We start from the raw sequence: 22619 nt of genomic DNA, 5'->3' as shown, positions 1-22619 counted from the left end.
AATGGAATTCGTCCTGTCGGAGTTGTGCGACCAGGTCATGACGGCGCGTGCCGGCCACAAGCCGCTGTTCGTCATGGGAGGCGGCAGCAAGTCTTTCTACGGCAACTATCGGCCGCTTACGCCGCAAGATGGCCACTGCCTGCTCGATATGACCGCATACAGCGGCATCGTCAGTTACCAGCCGTCCGAGCTGGTGGTGACGGCGCGCGCCGGCACGCCGCTGGCCACGCTGGAAGCGGCGCTGGCCGAGCACGGCCAGATGCTGGCTTTCGAGCCGCCGCATTTCGGCGCGTCGGCCACCGTGGGTGGCTGCGTGGCGGCGGGCCTGGCGGGTCCGCGCCGCATGGCGGCCGGCGGCGTCCGCGATTTCGTGTTGGGCGCGCGCCTGCTCGATTCTCAAGGCCGCGTGCTCTCGTTCGGCGGAGAGGTCATGAAGAATGTGGCGGGCTATGACGTATCGCGCCTGCTGGCGGGTTCGCATGGCATTTTCGGCGCGATTCTCGAGGTTTCGCTCAAGGTGGCGCCGCGGCCTTTCGAAGAACGCACGCTGCGCTTCGAGGCCACCCAGGCGCAGGCCCTGGCCTGTTTTACCGAATGGCGCGGCCAGCCGCTGGCGGTGTCGGCCACATGCTGGAGTCCCGCCGACGACGGCGCCGGCGGCTTCGTCACGGTCAGGCTGTCGGGTGCGCCGCCCGCGGTGCGCAGCGCGGCCGCGCGCATCGGCGGCGACACGCTCGACGCCGCGCAGGCCGGGCAATGGTGGACGTCGCTGCGCGAGCACACGCATCCGTTCTTCGGGCGCGGCCAGCCCCTTTGGCGCCTGGCGCTGCCGCCCGCCACGCCGGCACAGGATTTCGGCTGGCCGACGCTGGTGGAGTGGAGCGGCGGGCAGCGCTGGGTGAGCGGCGCGGCCGATGCCCAGGCCATGCGCGAGCTGGCCCAGCGCCTGGGCGGCCATGCCACTTTATTCCGCCCGACGGGCGCGGCGGTTCCCGCCGACGGCGTATTCCATCCGCTGTCGCCAGGGGTGGCGGCTATTACCCGGCGCCTGAAACAAGAACTGGATCCGGCTGGGCTGTTCAACCCGGGCCGGTTGGTGTTGGAGCTATAACGCAGCATGCAGACTAATCTTGCTTCCTGGGCGTGCGAGACGGATCAGGGCCGCGAGGCGGACGCTATCCTGCGGCGTTGTGTGCACTGCGGATTTTGCACGGCTACCTGTCCCACGTATCAGGTGCTGGGCGACGAACTCGACAGCCCACGCGGGCGCATTTACCTGATCAAGCAGGTGCTCGAGGGCGCCGAGCCCACGCTGGCCACGCAGCAGCACCTGGATCGGTGCCTGACCTGCCGCAATTGCGAGACCACGTGTCCGTCGGGGGTGCAGTACGGCCACTTGATCGACATCGGCCGCAACGTGGTCGACCAGAAAGTGCAGCGCCCATGGCGCGACCGCATGCGCCGTGCGCTGTTGCGCAAGGGGTTGAACTCGGCGCTGTTCGCGCCAGCCATGCGGGCCGGCCAGATGCTGCGCGGACTGTTGCCGCAGGCCCTGCAGCGCAAGGTGCCGCAGCGGCGTGATCCCGGCCCGCTACCCGATACGGCCCGTCATGCGCGCCAGGTGCTGATGCTGGCCGGGTGTGTGCAGCCGGCCATGATGCCGACTATCGACGCGGCGACGATCCGCGTGCTGGATGCCGTGGGCATCGGGGCGCGGCTGTCGTCCGCTGGCTGCTGCGGCGCCGTGAATTTCCACCTGGACGCGCAGGCCGAGGCGCTGGACCAGATGCGCGCGAATATCGATGCGTGGTGGCCGGCGGTGGAGCAGGGCGAGATCGAGGCCATTGTCATGAACGCCTCGGGCTGTGGCGCCATGGTGAAGGAATATGCCCATCATCTGCGCCACGATGCGCGCTATGCCGAGCGCGCGGCGCGTATTGTGGAGCTGGTGAAAGACGTGGCCGAAATCGTTGCGCCGCACGCGCAGGCCTTGCGGGAGCGCCTGGCGCCGGGCGGGCGCGCGGCGTTTCATCCGCCGTGCACGTTGCAGCACTGGCAGGGTTTGCGTCCCTTGAGCGAGCGGTTGCTGGTCGAGCTGGGGTTCGAGCTGCAGCCATTTGCCGATTCGCACTTGTGCTGCGGTTCGGCCGGCGCCTATTCGGTGTTGAACCCGGGCATGGCGCTGGAACTGCGCGACCGCAAGCTGGCCGCGATAACGCCCCATGCGCCGCCGGTGATTGTGTCGTCCAACATTGGGTGCGTGTCGCATCTGCAAAGTGGGACCGAGATACCGGTGAGGCATTGGATCGAGGTGGTCGACGAGCGGTTGCGGGGGGCTTAGGGCCTAGTGGTGGTGCTTATCGGGCGGGGGGAGTTCTTGCCCGTCCCGCGGCGGCCGGCTGGGCCGGAGCGGCGCCCGTACGTCGGGCTCGGGCGCATGCGGGCGCCCTCGGCCTGCTGCGCAGGCTGCCCCGCCGCCCAACGCGCCGCCCCCGGCCCAGCCGGCCGCCGCGGGACTGCCAGTGGAGGATATTCCGCGGGTCTGGGCTTGCTGATGCGGGCGGCCGCGGGTTGCTACGCTGGTTTCCCCTCGGCCCGGGGGGTCATTCCACGGCCTTGACCATGTCTTCCAGCACTTTCTTGGCGTCGCCGAACACCATCATGGTGCGGTCCATGTAGAACAGTTCGTTGTCCAGGCCGGCGTAGCCGGCGGCCATGGAGCGCTTGTTCACGATGACGGTGCGCGCCTTGTAGGCTTCCAGGATGGGCATGCCGGCGATCGGAGACGACGGGTCGTTCTTGGCGGCGGGGTTGACCACGTCGTTGGCGCCCAGCACCAGCACCACGTCGGTCTGGCCAAACTCGCCGTTGATGTCTTCCATTTCGAATACCTGGTCGTAAGGCACTTCGGCCTCGGCCAGCAGCACGTTCATGTGGCCAGGCATGCGACCGGCCACGGGGTGGATGGCGTATTTCACCGTTACGCCTTTTTCGCCCAGTTTTTCTGCCAGCTCTTTCAGGGCATGCTGGGCGCGCGCCACGGCCAGGCCATAGCCGGGCACGATAGTGACGGTTTCGGCGTTGGTCATGAGGAACGCCGCGTCGTCGGCGCTGCCTGATTTCACGCTGCGCTGCTGGCCGTCGCCCGCCGCGGCCGCCGCCGCGCCCTGGCCGCCGAAGCCGCCCAGGATCACGTTGAAGAACGAGCGGTTCATTGCCTTGCACATGATGTACGACAGGATCGCGCCTGACGAGCCCACCAGCGAGCCGGCGATGATCAGCATGGGGTTGTTCAGCGAAAAACCGATGCCGGCCGCCGCCCAGCCCGAATAGCTGTTCAGCATCGACACCACTACCGGCATGTCGGCGCCGCCGATCGGGATGATGATCAGCACGCCCAGCACGAATGCGATGGCCGTCATGATGATGAACGGCGTCCAGGATTGGGTGGCCATGAACCACAAGCCGCAGGCCAGCATCGCCAGGGCCAGCAGCAGGTTCAGCAGGTGCTGCCCGCCGAACACGACCGGCGCGCCCTGGAACAGGCGGAACTTGTACTTGCCCGACAGTTTGCCGAAGGCGATGACCGAGCCCGAGAACGTGATGGCGCCGACGAAGGTGCCAATGAACAGTTCCAGGCGGTTGCCCACGGGCAGCGGCGCGCCGGGCGCGGCGATGCCGAAGGCGTGCGGTTCGGCGACCACCGCTACCGCGATGGCCACGGCCGCCAGGCCGATCATGCTGTGCATGAAGGCCACCAGTTCGGGCATCTTGGTCATTTCGACGCGCTTGGCCATCAGGGTGCCGATCGAGCCCCCAACCAGCAGGCCCAGCACTACCCAGCCCAGCCCGATGCCGGCCTGGCCGGCGCGCGCCAGCTGCACGATGAGCGCCGCCGTGGTGAGTACGGCGATGGCCATGCCGGCCATGCCGAAGGCATTGCCCAGGCGCGACGTGGTGGGGTGCGACAAGCCCTTGAGGGCCTGGATGAAGCAGACCGAGGCCACCAGGTACAGCAGGGTCACCAGGTTCAGCGAAATCATGGGCGAGCCTCCTGCGCGGGCTTCTTGTCTTTTTTCTTGAACATTTCAAGCATGCGGCGCGTGACCAGGAAGCCGCCGAACACGTTGACGGCGGCCAGCGCCACCGCGAACACGCCCATGCCGCGCGCCAGCCCGCCTTCGGTAAGGGCCGCCGCCAGCATCGCGCCGACGATGATAATGGCCGAGATGGCGTTGGTGACGGCCATCAGCGGCGTGTGCAGGGCGGGAGTGACGTTCCATACCACGTGGTAACCCACGTAGATGGCCAGCACGAAGATGATCAGGTTGACCAGCGTGGGGTTGATTGCTTCCATGGCCTAGCCCTTTTTCTGGATGACGTTGCCGCCTTCGCACATCAGGCAGGCGGCGACGATTTCGTCGTCGCGCCGGATGGCCAGCGCGCCATCGGCATCGGTGATGAGTTTCAGGAAGTCGAGCAAGTTGCGCGCATAGAGCGCGGACGCATCGGTCGGCACCAGCCCGGGCAGGTTGGTCAGCCCCACCAGCGTGACGCCGTGCTTTTCCACTACCTGGCCCTTTTCGGACAGCGGGCAGTTGCCGCCGCGCTCGACCGCGAGGTCCACCACGACCGAGCCGGGCTTCATGGCCTGCACGGTCTCGGCCGACAGCAGAGTGGGCGCGGGGCGGCCGGGAATCAGGGCGGTGGTGATGACGATGTCGGCTTGCCGGCAGCGTTCGGACACCAGCGCGGCCTGCCGCGCCATCCAGGCGGGCGGCATGGCCCGGGCGTAGCCGCCGGTGCCCTGGGCGATCTCGCGTTCTTCGTCGGTTTCGAACGGAACGTCGATGAATTTGGCGCCCAGCGACTCGATCTGTTCCTTGGCGGCGGGCCGCACGTCCGAGGCTTCGACGACGGCGCCCAGGCGCTTGGCGGTGGCGATGGCCTGCAGGCCCGCTACGCCGGCGCCCAGCACCACGGCGCGCGCGGCCTTGAGCGTGCCGGCGGCGGTCATCATCATGGGGAACAGGCGCCCGTAGTAATGGGCGGCCAGCAGCACGGCCTTGTAGCCGGCCAGGTTGGCCTGCGACGACAGCACGTCCAGGCTCTGGGCGCGGGTGATGCGCGGCGCGGCCTCCAGCGCGAAGGCGGTCAGGCCGGCGGCCGCCAGCGCGGCCAGCCCGTCGGCGTCGAACGGATCCAGCATGCCGGCCAGCACCGCGCCGGCCTTCATGTGCGGCAGTTCCTCGGCCGAGGGGGCGCGCACCTTCAGCACCAGTTCGCTGCCCAGCGCATCTTGCGCGCTGCCCAGCGTGGCGCCGGCGGCGGCGTAGGCCTCGTCGGGGTAGCGGGCCGCCTGGCCCGCGCCGCGTTCGACCACGACAGAATGTTTGGCGCCGATGTATTTTTTTATGGTTTCCGGCGTTGCTGCGACGCGAGTTTCGCCTTCCCGGGTCTCGCGCGGTATTCCTATCTGCATCGCTCCTCCTCCTGGGTTCGCGTAGTTATACACGGAATCAGCGGGAGGCGGTCAGGATGCAGGCGCTGCCTGCGGGCGCGTTGGCGAGGCCGACACCGGAAGGCGCGTATAAAAAACGCCCTGGCATGGCCAGGGCGCCGAAGGCCGGCGCATGGCGCCAGCCGCGTGCGTGCAAACGTCCGGCGTCAGGCCGTTTGCGCGCGCGTCCAGTCGAGCAGGGCGGCGGTCAGGCCGCGCAGGTCGGATTTCAGCCTCGCATAGCCGGCCGAAGGCCGCAGCGTGGTTTCGTCCATGTACAGCTTGCGGTTGATCTCGACCTGCAGGCTGTGTCGGCCTTCGGCCGGGCGGCCGTAGGCGCGCACCAGTTCCACGCCCTTGTAGGGGTCGTTCACGGTGACATCGTAGCCGCGTTCGCGCAGCCAGGCGGCGACGAACTCGCGGAAAGCCGGATCGCTGGTCGAGCCGTCACGGTCGCCCAGCACGAAATCGGGGTGCACCAGGCCGGGCTTGTCGGTGGCATAAATGCCGGCCACGCTGGGCATCGAATGGCAGTTGATGTGCCACGACTTGCCATGGCGCGCGTGGGCCTGGTCGATCAGGCGGGCCACCTGGGCATGGTAGGGCTTCCAGCAGGCGTCGATGCGATGGCGCACCTCATCGAGGCTGAGCTTGCGGTCGTACAGCGGCGTGCCGTCGTCGAGCATGCGCCAGATCAGGCCCTTGCCCAGCTTCACCTTGGGGGACTCGGGCAGCGGCTCGGGCCACGGCTGCTCAAGCAGCTGCGGATCGATTTCTTCCAGAGAGCGGTTGGCGTCGATATAGGCGCGCGGAAAGGCGGCGGCAATAAGGGGCACGCCCATGTCGACGGCATCGCCCCACAGGTCGTCGACCCAGGTGTCTTCGGCCGTGCGCAGCGCGGCGAATGGCACCGACGGCGCGAAATCCGGGGGGTAGGTCGTGCCGCTGTGCGGCGAATCCAGCACCAGCGCGGCAGAGGCTTCCGGGTAGCCGGCCGGCAGGGCCAGGCGATAAGACAAGGGTTCGTTGATAAGCATGGGGTATCGATACAGCATCAAGACGGGAAACGGCCCCCGCCCGGGGCGGGGGCCGCAGATCGGTCAGTCGATCTTCACATTGGCCTCTTTGGCAATACGCTTGTTCTTGGCGATTTCGGCCGAGATCTGCTTGGCGTATTCCTCAGGCGTGTTGGCCACCGGCGCGGCGCCCAGGCTTTCCAGGCGTTGCACCACGGCCGGGTCGGCGCTGACCTTCACCACCGCGGCATACAGCTTGTCGAGCACGGGCTTGGGCAGGTTGGCCGGGCCGATCAGGCCGAACCACGACGAATCATTCACCGCTGCCAGGCCGGCTTCGGCGAAGGTGGGCACGTCGGGCAGGGCGGCTACGCGCTTGGGCGAGGCCACGGCCATGGCTATCAGCTTGCCGGCCTGCACATGCGGCAGCGACGACGGCAGGTTGTCGTACAGCACGTCGACCTGGCCGGCCAGCGTGTCGTTCAGGGCGGGGCCCACGCCACGGTACGGCACGTGCATCAGGTCGGTGCCCGAAGCCATCTTGAACAGTTCGCCCATCATGTGCGACACGGAACCGTTGCCGGCCGAGGCATACGCCAGCTTGCCCGGCTCTTTTTTGGCCAGGGCGATGAATTCGCTGATGTTCTTGGCCGGCACCTTGGGATTGATCACCATGATGTTCGGCACGGACGCCAGGTTCGAGATCGGCGTGAAGTCTTTTTCGGCGTCGAAGGGCAGGTTGTGGTAAATGGCCGGGTTGATGCCGTGCGTGCTGACGGTGGCGATGCCCAGCGTGTAGCCGTCGGGCTCGGCGCTGGCCACTTGGGCGCTGCCGATCGAGCCGCCGGCGCCGGCCTTGTTTTCCACCACCACGGTCTGGCCCAGCGCCTGGCTGAGCTTGTCGGCGAACAGGCGGCCCACGATGTCGGTGGTGCCGCCGGGCGGGAAGGGCACGACCAGGCGGATGGGTTTGGTCGGATAGGCGTCTTGCGCGTGGGCGATGCCGGCGGTCAGCGGCGCGGCCAGTGCCGCGGCGGTGAGAGACAGGCCCAGGATGACATGGCGACGTTTCATGAATTCCCCTGTAGGAAGATGTTGGATTGTTGCGGTTCGCAAACTCGAAGATTCTGTGCGCCGCACCTGGTTTGCGCAAACGAAAGATTCTCCGTAAGCTATTCCTTTTTTTCATGCCGGAAGTTGTAATTAGTTACAACAACCGCGCTCCCCATGCGCCGATTCTGTCCCTCTCTGACTGACCTGCAAGCCTTTGAAGTCGCTGCCAGGCATAGCAGCTTCACGCGCGCCGCCCAGGAACTCTGCGTCACCCAGGGCGCCGTCAGTAAACAAGTGAAACACCTCGAGAGCTTCCTGGGGGTCGAACTATTCCTGCGAATCAGGCAAGGCCTGGTGCTGACCGAGGCAGGGCAAAGCTACCTGAAGAAAATCCAGGCCGGGCTGGGCCAGATCGAGGCGGCCACGGTCGAGCTCATCGCGCACCAGGGCCAGGGGGGTACGCTGCACCTGACTTGTATGCCCACGTTTGGCGCGCGCTGGCTGATTCCACGGCTGGCCACCTTCATGCGGGTGCGGCCCGACATCCACGTCGAGTTCCTGCCGCACCGGCAGGGCTACGATTTTTCCACCCCGGAACTGGACGCGGCCGTGCGCTTCGGCGACGGTATCTGGCCGGGCAGCGGCGCCGACTACATCGTGGGGCGCGATATCGTGCCGGTGTGCAGTCCGCGCCTGCTGGGCGACGGTTGCCAGAGCGCCGACGAGCTGTTGCGCTATCCACTGCTGCACCATACCTCGGCGCTGGAAGGCTGGCGCGACTGGTTCGAGCAGGCCGGCTGCGACACGCGGCGCGCGCTCGAGGGCGCGCGCTTCGACCAGTATTCGCTGCTGTCCCAGGCCGCGGCGGCCGGCTTCGGCATCGCGCTGATCCCGCGCTGCCTCATTGAAGATGAACTGCGCGACGGCAAGCTGGCCGTCGCGCTGCGGCTGCCGATCCGTGCGCGTCAGGGCTATTACCTGTGCTACCCCGAGCAGAAGGCCAATCTGCCTATTCTGCAGGCATTCCGGGCCTGGCTGATGGAAGTTTCGCTGGCGGCCGAGCCGCGCCCGGCGAGCGAACCCGCGGCCCTCTAGAATAATGTCATCATGTCTCTTGCATCGTTAAGCGTATCTCCCGGCAAGGGCCGCCGCGTGGTGGTCGGCATGTCCGGCGGCGTCGACTCGTCTGTAACGGCCTGGCTGCTCAAGCAGCAGGGCTACGAAGTCATCGGCCTGTTCATGAAGAACTGGGAAGACGACGACGATTCCGAATATTGCTCCACCCGCCAGGATCTGCTCGACGCAGCCAGCGTGGCCGACCTGGTCGGCGTGGACTTCGAATACGTCAATTTCGCCGCCGAGTACAAAGATCGCGTTTTCGCCGAGTTCCTGCGTGAATACTCCGCCGGCCGCACGCCCAACCCCGACGTACTGTGCAACGCCGAGATCAAGTTCAAGGCATTCCTCGACCACGCCATGACCCTGGGCGCCGAGCACATTGCCACGGGCCACTATGCGCGCGTGCGCGCGATCGCAGGAGCCCATGGGCGCGAATACCAGTTGCTCAAGGCGCTGGACGGCAGCAAAGACCAGAGCTATTTCCTGCATCGCCTGAACCAGGCGCAGTTGTCGCGCACGCTGTTTCCCCTGGGCGAAATCCACAAGACCGAGGTGCGGCGCATTGCCCATGACATCGGCCTGCACAACGCCGCCAAGAAAGATTCCACCGGCATCTGCTTCATCGGCGAGCGGCCGTTCCGCGAATTCCTGAACCGCTATCTGCCCACCGAGCCGGGCGACATCCTGACGCCGCAGGGGCAGCGGGTGGGCAGGCATCACGGCCTGTCGTTCTACACCCTGGGCCAGCGCAAGGGCCTGGGCGTGGGCGGGGTCAAGGGCAGCCAACGCGACGACGGCACCGCCGACGCCTGGTACGTGGCCCGCAAAGATCTGCAGCACAACATTCTGTATGTGGTGCAAGGGCACGACCACCCCTGGTTGCTGTCGAACCGCCTGCAGGCGCTGGATGCCAGCTGGGTCGCCGGCCGCGCGCCCGAGCTGCGCGGCTATGGCGCCAAGACGCGTTACCGGCAGGCCGACGCGGCCTGCGTGCTCGAGCAGGCCAGCCAGGGCGCTTTTGAGTTGTCGTTCAGCCAGCCCCAGTGGGCCGTTACGCCAGGCCAGTCGGCCGTGCTGTACGACGGCGACGTCTGCCTGGGCGGCGGCATCATCGCCTGAGCGTCGCCCATGGGGGGCGGCGCCGGGTTGGTATATCTGAGGAGGTCGAAGTGGACGTGACGATGTTGGTTTGCCTGCTGGCGCTCGGCGCCGTGGTCGGGTTCGCGGCGGGGCTGCTGGGCATAGGCGGCGGCATGCTGCTGGTGCCGTTCCTGACCATGTTGTTCGGCTGGCAGGGCATGCCGCAAGACCTGATCGTGCATGCCGCCATCGCCACCTCGATGACGTCCATTCTGTTCACGTCTCTTTCCAGCGTGCGGGCCCACCAGCGCAAGGGCACCATCCAGTGGAAGATCGTCTTCGCCATGGCTCCCGGCATCATCGTCGGCGGCCTGTTTTCGGGCGGCGCGGTGTTCGCTGCCCTGAGCACCGCCTGGCTGTCGCTGTTTTTCTCGCTGTTCGTCGGCTATTCGGCCTGGAACATGCTGCGCAACAAAAAGCCCAAGCCCTCGCGCCAGATGCCCGGCATCGCGGGCACTTCGGCGGTGGGGGCCGGCATCGGCTTCCTCTCGGGCCTGGTCGGCGCGGGCGGCGGCTTCCTGTCTGTGCCCTTCATGGTGTGGTGCAACGTGGCGCTGCATACCGCGGTCTCGACCTCGGCCGCGCTGGGCTTTCCCATCGCGCTGGCCAACAGCATCGGCTACGTTGCTTCGGGCCTGAACGAGAACGCCAGTCAGCCAGGCATGCTGGGCTATATCTACTGGCCGGCGCTGCTGGCGCTGGTGGCCACCAGCGTGCTGACCGCCCCGGCCGGCGCGCGCATGGCGCACCGCCTGCCGGTAGCTACACTGAAACGGGTGTTCGCAGGTCTGTTGTTCGCCCTGGCGGCGTACATGCTGGCGAAGGCCTGGCAGGCCTTCGGCGTCTGAGCGGCGGGCAGGGTCGCGCGGCCGCTCAGGCGGCCGGCGGGGCGCTGTCGATGAACGACTGGCGGGCCGACAGTTTTTCGTAGTGGCGGGCCAGGTTGGGGTGGCCGGCGCGCCAGTTCAGCGAGGCGAAGCGCAGGTCCAGGTAACCCAGGGCGCAGCCCACGGCGATGTCGGCCAGGCTGTAGTTCACGCCCATGCAGTGGGCCTGTTCGCCCAGGCTGGTGTTCATGGCTTCCAGGCCCGCGTGGATCTTGCGGTATTGGCGCTCGATCCAGTCGGCGCTGCGCTGGGCTTCGGGGCGCTGGTTTTCCTTGACAATGATGACGCAGGCGTCGAGCACGCCGTCGGCGATGGCTTCCCAGCATTTGACGGCCGCGCGTTCGCGGCCCGGCTGCGGAATCAGGCGGGCCACCGGCGACAGGGTATCCAGGTATTCGACGATGACGCGCGAATCGAACAGGGCGCCGCCGTCTTCCATGACCAGGCAGGGAACCTTGCCCAGGGGGTTGTAGGCCTGGATCTGGGTATCGGGGGACCAGACGTTTTCCAGCTCGAGCTGGTAGTCCAGCTTCTTCTCGGCCATGACGACCCGCACTTTGCGAACATAGGGACTGGTAAGCGAGCCGATCAGTTTCATGGAGGCCACAAGCGAAGTCGGAAAGCGGCCGCAGTATAGCAGGAGCGATAGGTTCAGAAATGCGAAGTTCCCATTGAGCAACGCTTTTTGCGCCATTGTTACATCGGGGCGGGTGATAAAATCGGCACCCGCCTTTCGACTCCCTTCTTTTTCGTCTCCCGCCATGCAGATTGCCGACCAGATCAGCCACCTCAACGCCTTGTCCCCGCTGGACGGCCGCTACGCGTCGCGGGGCGACGCCCTGCGCGGCCTGCTCTCCGAAGCGGGCTTCATGGCGCACCGGGTTGAGGTCGAAGTGGCATGGCTGGTGGCCCTGTCTGACGCCGGGCTGCCCGAGCTGCCCAGCTTCTCGGCAGCGGCCCGGGCCCGCCTGGCGCAACTGGTGCGCGACTTCTCCGAGGCCGACGCGGCCCGTATCAAGGAAATCGAGCGCACTACCAACCACGACGTCAAGGCGGTGGAATACTGGCTGAAAGAGCAGGTCGCCGGCGATGCCGAGCTGGCCCGCGCGGCCGAGTTCATCCACTTCGCCTGCACCTCCGAAGACATCAACAACACCTCGCACGCGCTGATGCTCAGCCGCGCCCGCGCCGAGGTGATCGTGCCGCGCCTGCGCCAGGTCGCCGACACGCTGGCCGGCATGGCCCGTCAGTATGCCGACCAACCCATGCTGTCGCGCACCCACGGCCAGCCGGCCAGCCCCACCACGCTGGGCAAAGAGTTCGCCAACGTGGCGGCGCGCCTGCAGCGGGCCATCGCCGCCATCGAGGCGGTCGAGCCCCTGGCCAAGCTCAACGGCGCCACCGGCAACTACAACGCGCACTTGTCGGCCTACCCCGAGATCGACTGGCCGGCCTTCAGCGCCCGCGTGCTGGCCGGCCTGGGCCTCACCCAGAACCGCCACACCATCCAGATCGAGCCGCACGACTGGATCGCCGCGCTGTTCGACGCCGTGGCGCGCGCCAACGTCATCGTGCTCGACCTCGACCGCGACATCTGGGGCTACGTGGCGCTGGGCTACTTCAAGCAGCGCCTGAAAGAAGGCGAGGTGGGCTCGTCCACCATGCCGCACAAGGTCAACCCCATCGACTTCGAGAACTCCGAGGGCAACCTGGGTCTGGCCAATGCCGTGCTGCGCCACCTGTCCGAGAAACTGCCGGTGTCGCGCTGGCAGCGCGACCTGACCGACTCCACCGTGCTGCGCAACCTGGGCGTGGGTCTGGGCTACAGCCTGGTGGCCTGGGACGCGTGCCTGCGCGGGCTGGGCAAGCTCGAAGTCAATACCGCGGCCATCGACGCCGACATCGACGCCTGCTGGGAAGTGCTGGCCGAACCGGTGCAGACCGTCATGCGCCGCTACGGCCTGCCGCAACCCTACGAGCAGCTCAAGGCGCTGACGCGCGGCAAGGGCATCACCGAAGCCGCGCTGCGCGAATTCGTCAGCGGCCTCGAACTACCCGAAGAGCCCAAGGCGCGCCTGCTGGCCTTGACCCCGCGCGCCTACGTAGGGCTGGCTGCCGGTCTCGCCCGGGCGGTATAGTCGGCAGTGCCGGCGCAGCCGGCATCGTCGCACTTACCGGGAGATCGTCCATGAAGCAAGTCCCCCTGCTGGCCGCCGCGGCCTGTTTCGGCGTCATGTCGCTGTGGTCCGCGCCTGCGCTGTCGCAATTCGCCAAGCCGGCCGACGCCATCAAGTACCGGCAGTCGGCCTTGACCCTGATGGGCTCGCACTTCGGCCGCATGCAACCGGTCGTGAAGGGCCAGGCGCCATACGATGCGGCCCAGATCAAGGCCAACGTCCAGGTCCTGAACGTGCTGGCGGGGCTGCCCTGGGCCGCTTTCGGCCCGGGTACGGAAGGGGGAGATGCGCGGCCCGAGGTCTGGAGCGATGCCGAGGGTTTCCGGCAGAAGCAGGAGCGTCTGAAAGACAACCTGGCCAAGCTGACGGCAGCGGCCGATTCGGGCGACCTGAACACGCTGCGGGCCGCGTTCGGCGACGTGGGCGCAAGCTGCAAGGCCTGCCACGATTCATACCGCAAGAAAAAATAGGCTGGCGCACGAGGCCGGCTGGCCGCAGGCCTCAAGAAAAAGAAAAGTCGGCCACGATTTCAAGCGAACGGATCCACAGCACCAGCGCCGCCGCCGCGGCGGCCAGCAGTGCGGCGCGCAGCCAGACGCCGGGGCCGTCGGCGGCGGGCTGGGTGCCCGCTGGCAGGTCTTGCGGCCGCGCGTCGCCGGTGAGCATGGACCGCAGCAGGCGCTTGCGCCGCACGGCCACGTACCAGAGCACCGCCAGCAAATGCAGCGCGACCAGGCCGACAATGAGCCATTCGTTGGCGTGATGCCAGCGGCCGAACCACGCGGACAGGGCTTCGTTCGCGCGGGCGTACAGCGGGCCTTGGGTCATGATGTCATCGCTGGTGAACAGACCGCTGATTGCCTGGAATCCCAGCACGGCCAGCATGGCGATGACCGATAGCGCGCCCAGGGGGTTGTGCCCGGCTGGCGGGGCCGAGCCCTGCAGATAGCGCCTGATTGCGCCGGGACCGCGCACGAAGGTGGCAAAGCGCGCATAGCGCGGCCCGGCCACGCCCCACGCCAGCCGGAACACGATCAGTCCAAGCGTGGCCAGCCCGAACCGCACGTGCCAATCCATATACAGCCCGCCCAGCTTGACGCTGACGTAGGCGCCGACGACGCAGGCGGCCAGGGCCCAATGGCACAGGCGGGTGGGAAGGTCCCAGATGCGTACGGACGAACGAGTGTGCTGCATTGCGAACTGGCGACGGGGCCGGCGATGAGGCCGACTGTAGCATGCGCGGCCAGGCGAACCGGGGTGTGCCTGGGCTCAGGCGGCCCGGCTGGCGCGGCGGCGCAGCGGTTCGATGCGATGCACGTGTTCGTGGCGGAAGCGGATCCGCATGCCGGGGCCGCCCGCCGGGCCGCGCGGGTGGACCACGTCGGTGGTGTAGGTCACCGTGCCGTTGATCGGCGCGTTGTAGATCACCGTGGCGCGGATGTCCGGACCGCAGGCCGGCTTGAGATGAACCACGTCGCCTACATGGATGGGCGTGTGGTCGAGCTTGCTGTGCGCGCGGCGGGGCAGAAGTTGCGTGGCCGTGATGGGGTTGATGGATGAGTTCATGATGTTCCTCTCTTTCGAGTTCTCGTTATGGAAATGCGGCACCCGCTTGCGCGTGTGCGCCCGCCGCCAGCAGGGCTGGCTTTGGCGTGCCGCGCGAGGCGTGGTGCTGTCAGGGCTCGGGTCGGAGCCGGATTTGCTGCCGGCCGGCGGAAGGGCCGGGCCGTGCTGGGCAAGATTCAAGGCCGCGAGGCTGCCTGCGGGTTGCTCGCGCAGGCGAATGCGGAAAGGGCGGCCAAATAATGGAGCCGTGGCAAGGCCACGAAGAAGGCAGTACGGCTGGCTGACTTGGAATATTCTTTTTAAGAATCGTCTTGCCGGCGCGCGGATACTGGCCAACTAGCTACTATACGAGTAAATGCTTGTTTTGTCAACGCTTTTTTGGGTAATCGGCGTTAGTGCCGCGTGGCGGCCTGCTGGTGGGCCAGGCGCTGCGCCTCGATGATCTGGTCTTCCAGGTCGGGCGACATTTCCAGCGCCACTTGCGGCGCGGCGCCCGCACCCTGGCCGGCTTCCAGCCTGAGCCGGATACGCTGTCCGGCGAACGCGGCCGGGGCGGCCTGGATGTCGATGTAGCGCTGCACCAGGGCATCTACGGCCTGCTGGGCGCGCTGCAGGGCAGCGTCATCGAGCGGCCCGTGGGCCAGGTGCTCGTTCACCGTGCGGGCCAGGTCGGAAGTGAAAAACAGGAACGCCGTGGAACCCCGACATTGGGGGTGCGTGTAGCCCCAGGGCTCTTGGGAAACAGGGGTGCTGTCGGCAGTGGTCATGGCGGGCAACGCGGTTTTGAATGGAGTGATCAAGAGGCATTGTAGGGCAGGGGGCCGCGCCGTTCGGCGGGCGCAGTGTCACATATCGCTTCCGAGGCAACAAATCCTATAAGCGCTGTATGGGCGGCTGCGCTTGGGTTAATGTTCGAGGCGGCCGGCGGCGCGGCGCTGGCTGCGGCAAATGGGGGAAGCATGCGCATTGCGGTTAATTTCATATGGCTGCTGGCAGCCGGCCTGCTATTGGCCGGCTGCGTCAACAAAGAGCCGGACCAGCGCGCGGCCTTCATGGCCTGGCTGCAGGCCAGCGTGGTCGAGGCGCCGGGGGCGGCCGTGCCCGCGCTGGATGACGCGCAACGCGATGCGTTCGGCGACTACGTCGAGCACTATCAGGTGCTGGCCGATTTCGACGCGGTGGCCGCCACGGTGGTCGAGCGCCTGGGCCGTGCGCTGGAGCACCAGGAGCTGCACACGCTGGCGCAGTTGCGGGCGCGCCAGGACGCCTTGCTGGCCGATCGCCAGGCCCTGTCCGAGGCGCGCGCCAGCCTGCGCCGGGCGCTGGAGCGCGCCGGCACGGAGCGCGCCGGGCTGGAGCAGCCCGCCGACCTGCAGGCGGTGTACGCGCAGGCGTACGGGCGCGCCGTGACCGGCAGCGCCGCGCGTCTGGAGCCTTTGCTGGCGGTGGCCGCGGCGGCGCTCGACGATGCCGTGCGGGCAGCCGAGTACGTGGTCCGGCATCGCGGGCAGATTGTTATCGACGCCGAGTCGGCTTCGGTGCGCGACCCTTCCGTGCAGCAGGAATTGAACCGCCTGCTGGATGCACTCAACGGCCATGCCGAAGCGGTCGGCCAGGCACAGCGCAGCCTGCGCGCGCTGGCGCCGGCCTGAGCGCGGGCCGCCATGCCGGATTTGTACAATTGCGCCTCACGCGGCAGCTGCCGCGCACGGGATCGAATATGAACGGGTCTAACCTGCACAACCGCTTTTTCCTGCTGCTGCTGGTGCTTGTCACTATCGCGTTTGGCTGGGTGCTGTGGCCGTTTTACGGAGCGGTATTCTGGGGCGCGATCCTGGCGATTATTTTCGCGCCGGTGCATCGCCGCATCGCCGCCAAGCTGGTCAAGCGGCGCAACCTGGCCGCGCTGTGCACACTGCTGCTGGTGTTGCTGCTGGTAATCGTGCCGGTCACGCTCATCACCGGCTCGCTGGTGCAGGAAGGCGCCAATCTTTACCAGCGCGTCAAGTCGGGCAACCTGAACTTCGGCGTTTATTTCCAGCAGGTGCTCGACGCGCTGCCGGCATCGTTGCACAGCCTGCTGACGCGCTTCGGCATGGCCGACATCACCAGCCTGCAAGACAAGCTCACCGCGGGCGCGATGCGGGGCAGCCAGTACCTGGCCACGCAGGCGTTCAACATCGGACAGGATACGTTCCAGTTCCTGATCAGCTTCGGCATCATGCTGTACCTGTTGTTTTTCCTGCTGCGCGACGGCTCGCTGCTGTCGGCGCGGCTGCGCGCCGCGATTCCGCTGAGCGACTCGCGCAAGATTCACCTGTTGCGCAAGTTCACTACCGTGATCCGCGCCACCGTGAAGGGCAACATCGCGGTAGCCGCGGCGCAGGGCGCCCTGGGCGGCGTGATCTTCTACGTGCTGGGCATCCAGGGGCCGGTGCTATGGGGCGTGGTCATGGCCTTTCTGTCGCTGCTGCCCGCCATTGGCGCGGGGCTGATCTGGGTGCCGGTGGCCGTATATTTCCTGGTCACGGGCGCCACATGGCAGGGCGTGGCGCTCATCCTGTACGGCGTGCTGGTGATCGGCATGGTCGACAACGTGCTGCGTCCGTTGCTGGTGGGCAAGGACACCAAGCTGCCCGATTACGTGGTGTTGATCTCCACCCTGGGCGGCATGGCGTTGTTCGGCCTGAACGGCTTCGTGATCGGGCCGCTGATCGCGGCGCTGTTCATTACTTGCTGGGACTTGTTCACCTCCGATTTTGTCGAGCCCGCCGCCCGCGACGATACGCCCGCCCAGCCCTGAAGCCCGCGCGCGGCGCCAGGGATGTAGTTAAGTATGGATTTTGTAACGGACGGGTAATCGTCTTCAAAGATTGCAAAGGCGGCGCGGATTCGACATATTTTTGCTCTACCCTGAAATGGTCGTGCTTCATCAGGGAGATCAAGCCATGGACACGTTTTCCGCCTTTGCTTCCAATGTGAGCTATTCCATCCGGCCGCGCGTGCACGAGGTCGATTTTGGCGAATTTCGCGGGTGTGTCGACGTGATAGGCCGCGAGGGCGCGCACACGTTCAGTTTCACGCGCTTCTGCGACATGGTGCGTTCCGGCCGTGATCGCGCCGAGCTCGACGCGCTGCGCCTGGCGCGGCACCTGCGCGCCACCGAGTGCCGCCACGGCAAGAGCTGGATCCTGCCGGGCCAGGTCAGCGTACGGTGCGAACCGGAGCTGGTCGAAGATGTGCCCAGCAGCCTGCTGCGGCCCATCAAGGGTGGCCAGTCGCGGCGGCACCTGCGGGTGGCGGCCTGAGGTCCTGGAGCCTGACTGCGCCCCGCATACCCCACACCACCCCCTAACACCACCCTGCATCGTCAAAAAGAAAGGGCGCCCATGTGCCATGGGCGCCCTTCGTAATTCTGGTGGCGCATCCCTGATTCGAACAGGGGACCTGCGGATTATGATTCCGTCGCTCTAACCGGCTGAGCTAATGCGCCAATGTCGTGCCTCAATGTTGTGCCTGAGGCAGTGCTCGACTTCTTGCCCGGCAGGGCCAGGCAAGAACGAAATTCTAGCACGACATTTTATTGGGGTGCAAACCCCTCACGCATCGCGCGCCAGCCGTATGCCCGAGAACTGCCAGCGCGCCTCGGGCGGGAAAAAGTTGCGGTAAGTGGCGCGGATGTGGTCTGCCGGCGTGGCGCACGAGCCGCCGCGCAGCACGTACTGGTTGCACATGAACTTGCCGTTGTATTCGCCCACCGCGCCCGCGGGCGGCGCGTAGCCCGGATAGGCGTCGTAGGCGCTGCTGGTCCATTCCCAGGCGTCGCCATACAACTGCACCGGCCCGCCCGCGGGCGGGCGCTGCGGCGCCGCGCGGGGATGCAGGTGGCCGTGCTCGAGCAGGTTGGCGTGCGCCGGCGCCGGGCGGGCCAGGGCGGCGTGTTCCCATTCGGCCTCGCGCGGCAGGCGCACGCGGGCCCAGCGAGCGTAGGCGTCGGCCTCGTAATAGCTGACATGGGTGACCGGCGCGTGCGGGTCGAGCGGCTGCATGCCGTGCAGCGTGAACACCTGCCAGTCGTCTTTCTGGCCTTCCCAGTACAGCGGGGCGCGCCATTGCTCGGCGCAGACCCGATCCCAGCCGAGCGACAGCCACAGCTCCGGGCGGCGGTAGCCGCCGTCGCGCATGAACTCCCGGTATTCGCCCTGGGTCACCAGGCGGTCGGCCAGGTGGAAGGGGCGCAGCAGCACCTCGTGCGCGGGGCCTTCGTTGTCAAAGGCGAAACCGGGGGGCTCGTGGCCAATGCGCACACAGCCGCCCGCGTAGCGGGTCCAGCCCGCCGGCGTGGCCGCCGGAAGCGCATCCCGCCGGCCGGGCGCGTAAGCGGGCTTGAGCGGATTGAGCGACAGGGCATGCTTGATGTCGGTCAGGATCAGTTCCTGGTGCTGCTGCTCGTGGTTCAGGCCCAGTTCGACCAATTGAGCGAAGGCGGGGTCGGCGTCCGGCGCGCCGGCCAGCAGGCCGGCCATGGCGGCGTCCACATACTCGCGGTAGCGCAGAATGTCGGCCAGCGGCGGGCGCGACAGCATGCCGCGCTGCGGGCGCGGATGGCGGTCGCCGATGGCGTTGTAGTACGAGTTGAACAGCATCCGGTACTGCGGATGGAATGGCGGATGCCCCGGCAGGAAACGCGCCAGGATGAAGGTCTCGAAAAACCAGGTGGTATGGGCCAGGTGCCACTTGACCGGACTGCAGTCGGGCATGGACTGCACCTGGCAGTCTTCCGGGCTGAGCGGTTCGGCCAGCGCGCGCGTCTGGCCGCGCACGCGCTCGTAGCGCTGCGCCAGGCTGGCGTCGGCATCCAGGTGCGGAGCGGGGCGGGTCAACAGGCAGGGGCAGGCTGTGGTGGTGTCGGATGGCATGGCTGATGTATGCGGTCAGGCCCGCGCACTGAAAACGGAAAACCAGTCGCGGGAGTCCGACCAGTGCTCGACGCGGGTGTAGCCGGCGCGCGCGAGCAGGTCGCGAAAACCTTCGACCGTGTACTTGTACGAGTTCTCGGTGTGAATGCGCTCGCCGCTGCCGAAGCGCCGCTGCGCGCCCGGCCATTCGACCTTGACCTCTCCCAGGGCCTGCAGATGCATCTGCATGCGCGCATGGGGTTCGTCGTAGTGGGCCACGTGGCTCCAGTCGTGCACGTTGAAGTCGCTGCCCAGCAGGCGATTGACGTGCCGCAGCAGGTTGAGGTTGAAGGCGGCCGTAAGGTGCAGCGCGTCGTCGTACGCAGGCTCGAGAATGGCGCGCGGCTTGACGCGGTCGATGCCAACTAGCAGTCCGCCGTCGGTACAGGCGGCGCGAATGCGCGTCAACATGGCGAGCGCCTGAGCCGGGTCCAGGTTGCCGATGCTGGAGCCCGGATAGAAGAACAGGCGCCCGGCGGCGGGCAGGGCATCCGGCAGATCGAGGGCGTGGTGGAAGTCCTGGCCGAGCGCGATGATTTCGAGGCCCGGATGCGCGTGTTCCAGGCGCTGCACGGCCGTGCGCAGGTAATCCGCCGAGATGTCGATGGGCACATAGCGCCGCGGCCGCAGGCTGGAAAACAGGCGTTCGGCCTTGACGCAATCACCGGCGCCCAGGTCGATCAGCGACTCCACCGCGCCGACGTGGCGGGCAATGTCGGCGGCATGCCCGCGCAGAATCTCGGCTTCGCACCGGGTGGGGTAGTACTCGGGCAGTTGCGTGATGGCGGTGAACAGGCTGGAGCCGAGGCGGTCGTACAGATATTTGGGATCGATGCGTGCCGGGCGGGCGAGCAGGCCGGCCTGCAGTTCCTGGATGGCCTGGGCGGCGGCGCCGGACGAGGATTCCGGGGTGGGGGACGGCGCGGCTGCGAACATGCTGCGGGGCTGGACCATGCGGTTGCTTCCTTGCAGGTGCTGTTGCGCGACACTTATTGTGACCGGCGACCCCGCCGCGCCGCAAGCCCTGCGAGCGGATTGCAATGCTTTTTAACGAAACGCAAGCAAGCCGGGGCGCTGCGAGAGAAAGTGTGTCAGGCCGCGCCGCGCCGAAATACCGCATTACTGCTGGTTGCGAAACCAGAGGACAGGCCGCAGCCGGGCGAGCAGAATAAAGTCAAGAGTCAACATGCCAAGAGACTGCGTATGTCGTCGATCATCGTTGCACGTTTTGACAGTGTCCCGTCGGCTAAGAGCGCGGCGCATGCGCTGTTTGCCGAAGGTTTCCGCGAAGAAGCGGTCAGCCTGTTCCGGGGCGGGCGCCGCACCGGACAAGTACGGTCCTGGGACGACGATCCGGAAGCCCAGGCCGGGCACGCGCGCTACGGCATGGCCTGGCGCGCCGCGGCGCTGGCCGCGGCCGGCGCGCTGCTGGGCACGGTGGCGGCCATTTTCCTGGCCCGCGGCGATATCGCCGTGGTGGGGGGAGCCGTGTTGGGCGCCTGTGCCGGCGCGGCCGCCGGCGCCCTGTGGGCCGGCCGGCGCCTGGTGACCATGCGCAACGCCCGGCTGCACAGCCTGCCGGCAGCCGAACAGGCCGTGCTGCTGGCAGTGCAGGTCGAACCCGATGAAGAAGAGGCCGTGATGGCGCTGCTGCGTGATGCCGGCGGCTTCCAGGTTGACCGCGAACACGGCCGTTGGCGAGGCGGCCGCTGGACTGATCGCGAGCCTTCGCGCCGCGGCTCGCAGCGGCGCCCGACGGTATCGCACCGCACGCAGTGGCAACCTTGAGCCAGGGGTGAGACGATGCCGGCCGGCGAGGTACGACGCGCGGTGCGATGCCTGGTGGGGTTGCTGCTGGTGGGGTTGCTGCTGTCGGTATTCCTGGCGGCGTGCGCCACCGTGCCTGACGCCCGGGAACGCCAGGCGCGCAAAGAGCAGGCAGGGCAATCGGCCGACAGCGGCTGGTCCAGCTACGAACGGGGCCGGGACATCGTGGCGCGCACCGGCCAGGCGCGCCCGCAGGATTTCTACGCGCGCCACCAGGCCATCGAGGCCGCCATCGGCGGCTCGCCCCTGGTGGGCGGCAACGATGTGCGCCTGCTGGCCGACGGGCCGGCCACGTATCGCGCCATGCTGGAATCGATCGGCCGCGCGCGGCACTACGTGCACATGGAAACCTATATTTTCGATGACGACGAGGCCGGCCAGCGCTTTGCCGATGCCTTGATTGCCGCGCAGCGCCGGGGCGCCGCCGTTGCCGTCATGATCGACGCGGTGGGCACGCTGCAGACGCCCGACACGCTGTTCGACCGCATGCGCGAGGCGGGCGTGCAGGTCGCCGTCTTCAATCCGGTCAATCCGGCCGAGGCGCGGGGCGGCTGGTCGCTCAACCAGCGCAATCACCGCAAGCTGCTGGTGGTCGATGGCAAGGTGGGCTATCTGGGCGGCATCAACGTCAGCAGCGTGTATTCGTCGGGCTCGCGCCCGGCCAGTTCGGGGCGCGAGGCGCAGCCTTGGCGCGATACCCATATCCGTATCGAAGGGCCGGCCGTGGCCGAGCTCGAGCGCGTCATCCTGGCGGGCTGGGAGTCTCAGAAAGGGCCGCCGCTGGCGCAGCGCGATTTCTTTCCCAAGCTTGCCGCGCGCGGCGACCTCGACGTGCGCATCCTGGCCAACCAGCCGGATCGCAGCGACGGCTACACGGTATACCTGACGCTGATGTCGGCCTTCGAGAGCGCGCAGAAGTCCATCCACATCACCATGGCGTATTTCGTGCCCGACCCGGCATTCATCGAGGTGCTGCAGGATGCCGCGCGGCGCGGCGTGGATGTGGTGCTGGTGCTGCCGGGGTTCAGCGATTCATCGCTGGTGTTCCATGCCGGCCGCTCGCACTACGAAAATCTGCTTGAGGCCGGCGTGAAAATCTATGAGCGGCGCGATGCGTTGTTGCATGCCAAGACCGCCGTGGTCGATGGAGTGTGGTCCACCGTCGGGTCCAGCAACATGGACTGGCGCAGCTTCGCGCTGAACTACGAGATCAACGCGGTGATCCTGGGGCCGCGGTTCGGCGCCCAGATGGAGGCGCTGTTCGACAGCGACGTGGCCGCGGCGCAGCAGGTCACCTTGCAAGACTGGCACGACCGCGGCGCCAGCGACCGGTTCATGGAATTTTTCTCGCGCCTGTTCGAGCGCTGGCTGTAGCG

Annotated in this window: 23 protein-coding genes and 1 tRNA gene; 12 read left to right on the top strand and 12 right to left on the bottom strand. The window is 67.2% G+C overall.

The window, feature by feature from the left end:
• Window position 1: 1 nt before the first annotated feature.
• Entirely contained in the window at window positions 2–1111 is a 1110-nt protein-coding gene (glcE, locus tag BPET_RS13850; protein WP_012249643.1) for a glycolate oxidase subunit GlcE, read from the top strand.
• Between the two features lie 6 nt (window positions 1112–1117).
• Window positions 1118–2341 (top strand): glycolate oxidase subunit GlcF, encoded by a 1224-nt coding sequence (gene glcF / locus BPET_RS13845; RefSeq protein ID WP_012249642.1) that lies wholly within the window; start codon window positions 1118–1120, stop codon window positions 2339–2341.
• Window positions 2342–2603: 262 nt separating this feature from the next.
• Here the strand turns inward: glcF and BPET_RS13840 are convergent, their stop codons facing one another.
• The 5 genes from BPET_RS13840 to BPET_RS13820 form a co-directional block, all read right to left on the bottom strand.
• The gene (locus tag BPET_RS13840) at window positions 2604–4043 is read right to left on the bottom strand and encodes an NAD(P)(+) transhydrogenase (Re/Si-specific) subunit beta (protein ID WP_012249641.1); all 1440 of its coding nucleotides are present in this window, start codon (window positions 4041–4043) and stop codon (window positions 2604–2606) included.
• Window positions 4040–4357: an NAD(P) transhydrogenase subunit alpha gene (locus BPET_RS13835; RefSeq protein WP_012249640.1), complete on the bottom strand. Its 318-nt coding sequence runs from the start codon at window positions 4355–4357 to the stop codon at window positions 4040–4042. Before BPET_RS13835 ends, BPET_RS13840 begins: the two co-directional genes overlap by 4 nt.
• A 3-nt stretch (window positions 4358–4360) precedes the next feature.
• Window positions 4361–5482 (bottom strand): Re/Si-specific NAD(P)(+) transhydrogenase subunit alpha, encoded by a 1122-nt coding sequence (locus tag BPET_RS13830; RefSeq protein ID WP_012249639.1) that lies wholly within the window; start codon window positions 5480–5482, stop codon window positions 4361–4363.
• 185 nt (window positions 5483–5667) lie between these two features.
• A complete protein-coding gene (locus BPET_RS13825; RefSeq protein ID WP_041862906.1) occupies window positions 5668–6537 on the bottom strand; it encodes an N-formylglutamate amidohydrolase in 870 nt (289 codons plus the stop codon).
• A gap of 63 nt (window positions 6538–6600) precedes the next feature.
• Entirely contained in the window at window positions 6601–7590 is a 990-nt protein-coding gene (locus BPET_RS13820) for a Bug family tripartite tricarboxylate transporter substrate binding protein (RefSeq protein WP_012249637.1), read from the bottom strand.
• 153 nt (window positions 7591–7743) lie between these two features.
• Between BPET_RS13820 and gcvA the strand changes: the two genes are divergently transcribed.
• Genes gcvA through BPET_RS13805 form a run of 3 tightly spaced genes read left to right on the top strand, consistent with a single transcriptional unit; the run spans window position 7744 to window position 10676 of the window.
• A complete protein-coding gene (gene gcvA / locus BPET_RS13815) occupies window positions 7744–8664 on the top strand; it encodes a transcriptional regulator GcvA (protein WP_012249636.1) in 921 nt (306 codons plus the stop codon).
• A 12-nt stretch (window positions 8665–8676) separates the two neighbouring features.
• Complete coding sequence (gene mnmA / locus BPET_RS13810; protein ID WP_012249635.1) at window positions 8677–9807, top strand: tRNA 2-thiouridine(34) synthase MnmA; 1131 nt, start codon at window positions 8677–8679, stop codon at window positions 9805–9807.
• Window positions 9808–9857: 50 nt separating this feature from the next.
• Complete coding sequence (locus BPET_RS13805) at window positions 9858–10676, top strand: sulfite exporter TauE/SafE family protein (RefSeq protein ID WP_041862905.1); 819 nt, start codon at window positions 9858–9860, stop codon at window positions 10674–10676.
• A 25-nt stretch (window positions 10677–10701) separates the two neighbouring features.
• On the opposite strand, the gene BPET_RS13800 is transcribed toward BPET_RS13805, so the two are convergent.
• A complete protein-coding gene (locus BPET_RS13800) occupies window positions 10702–11313 on the bottom strand; it encodes a glutathione S-transferase (protein WP_041863963.1) in 612 nt (203 codons plus the stop codon).
• Window positions 11314–11476: 163 nt separating this feature from the next.
• On the opposite strand from BPET_RS13800, the gene purB reads away from it, so the two are divergent.
• Both purB and BPET_RS13790 read left to right on the top strand, forming a co-directional pair.
• Complete coding sequence (gene purB / locus BPET_RS13795; protein WP_012249633.1) at window positions 11477–12853, top strand: adenylosuccinate lyase; 1377 nt, start codon at window positions 11477–11479, stop codon at window positions 12851–12853.
• Window positions 12854–12903: 50 nt separating this feature from the next.
• Complete coding sequence (locus BPET_RS13790; RefSeq protein ID WP_012249631.1) at window positions 12904–13362, top strand: c-type cytochrome; 459 nt, start codon at window positions 12904–12906, stop codon at window positions 13360–13362.
• 31 nt (window positions 13363–13393) lie between these two features.
• Here BPET_RS13790 and BPET_RS13785 read toward each other — a convergent pair whose 3' ends face one another.
• The 3 genes from BPET_RS13785 to BPET_RS13775 form a co-directional block, all read right to left on the bottom strand.
• Window positions 13394–14086, bottom strand: coding sequence for a cytochrome b/b6 domain-containing protein (locus tag BPET_RS13785; RefSeq protein ID WP_012249630.1), 693 nt, complete (start codon window positions 14084–14086; stop codon window positions 13394–13396).
• A 75-nt stretch (window positions 14087–14161) separates the two neighbouring features.
• Window positions 14162–14458 (bottom strand): hypothetical protein, encoded by a 297-nt coding sequence (locus tag BPET_RS13780; RefSeq protein ID WP_012249629.1) that lies wholly within the window; start codon window positions 14456–14458, stop codon window positions 14162–14164.
• Window positions 14459–14850: 392 nt separating this feature from the next.
• On the bottom strand, window positions 14851–15225 hold the full coding sequence (locus tag BPET_RS13775; protein WP_012249628.1) for a hypothetical protein: 375 nt from the start codon (window positions 15223–15225) through the stop codon (window positions 14851–14853).
• A 192-nt stretch (window positions 15226–15417) separates the two neighbouring features.
• Between BPET_RS13775 and BPET_RS13770 the strand changes: the two genes are divergently transcribed.
• The 3 genes from BPET_RS13770 (at window position 15418) to BPET_RS13760 (ending at window position 17766) form a co-directional block, all read left to right on the top strand.
• Complete coding sequence (locus BPET_RS13770) at window positions 15418–16110, top strand: DUF3053 domain-containing protein (RefSeq protein WP_012249627.1); 693 nt, start codon at window positions 15418–15420, stop codon at window positions 16108–16110.
• A 68-nt stretch (window positions 16111–16178) separates the two neighbouring features.
• Complete coding sequence (locus BPET_RS13765) at window positions 16179–17261, top strand: AI-2E family transporter (RefSeq protein ID WP_012249626.1); 1083 nt, start codon at window positions 16179–16181, stop codon at window positions 17259–17261.
• A 145-nt stretch (window positions 17262–17406) separates the two neighbouring features.
• On the top strand, window positions 17407–17766 hold the full coding sequence (locus BPET_RS13760; protein WP_012249625.1) for a hypothetical protein: 360 nt from the start codon (window positions 17407–17409) through the stop codon (window positions 17764–17766).
• Between the two features lie 108 nt (window positions 17767–17874).
• On the opposite strand, the gene BPET_RS13755 is transcribed toward BPET_RS13760, so the two are convergent.
• From BPET_RS13755 to egtD, 3 genes are all read right to left on the bottom strand, one after another.
• Window positions 17875–17951 (bottom strand) — tRNA-Met (locus tag BPET_RS13755).
• A 106-nt stretch (window positions 17952–18057) separates the two neighbouring features.
• Complete coding sequence (gene egtB, locus BPET_RS13750) at window positions 18058–19377, bottom strand: ergothioneine biosynthesis protein EgtB (protein WP_012249624.1); 1320 nt, start codon at window positions 19375–19377, stop codon at window positions 18058–18060.
• Window positions 19378–19392: 15 nt separating this feature from the next.
• Window positions 19393–20370 carry an L-histidine N(alpha)-methyltransferase gene (egtD, locus tag BPET_RS13745; protein ID WP_012249623.1) on the bottom strand — a complete coding sequence of 326 codons (978 nt, stop codon included), beginning with the start codon at window positions 20368–20370 and terminating at the stop codon, window positions 19393–19395.
• 249 nt (window positions 20371–20619) lie between these two features.
• On the opposite strand from egtD, the gene BPET_RS13740 reads away from it, so the two are divergent.
• Window positions 20620–21204 carry a hypothetical protein gene (locus tag BPET_RS13740; protein ID WP_041862903.1) on the top strand — a complete coding sequence of 195 codons (585 nt, stop codon included), beginning with the start codon at window positions 20620–20622 and terminating at the stop codon, window positions 21202–21204.
• Window positions 21205–21219: 15 nt separating this feature from the next.
• Window positions 21220–22617 carry a cardiolipin synthase gene (cls, locus tag BPET_RS13735; protein WP_012249621.1) on the top strand — a complete coding sequence of 466 codons (1398 nt, stop codon included), beginning with the start codon at window positions 21220–21222 and terminating at the stop codon, window positions 22615–22617.
• Window positions 22618–22619: the final 2 nt, after the last annotated feature.

The sequence above is a fragment of the Bordetella petrii genome (assembly GCF_000067205.1).
In the GTDB taxonomy this organism is placed as follows: Bacteria; Pseudomonadota; Gammaproteobacteria; order Burkholderiales; family Burkholderiaceae_B; genus Bordetella_A; species Bordetella_A petrii.
The sequence above is the reverse complement of the archived record's forward strand: the minus strand, read 5'-3'. Positions and strand labels throughout refer to the sequence as shown.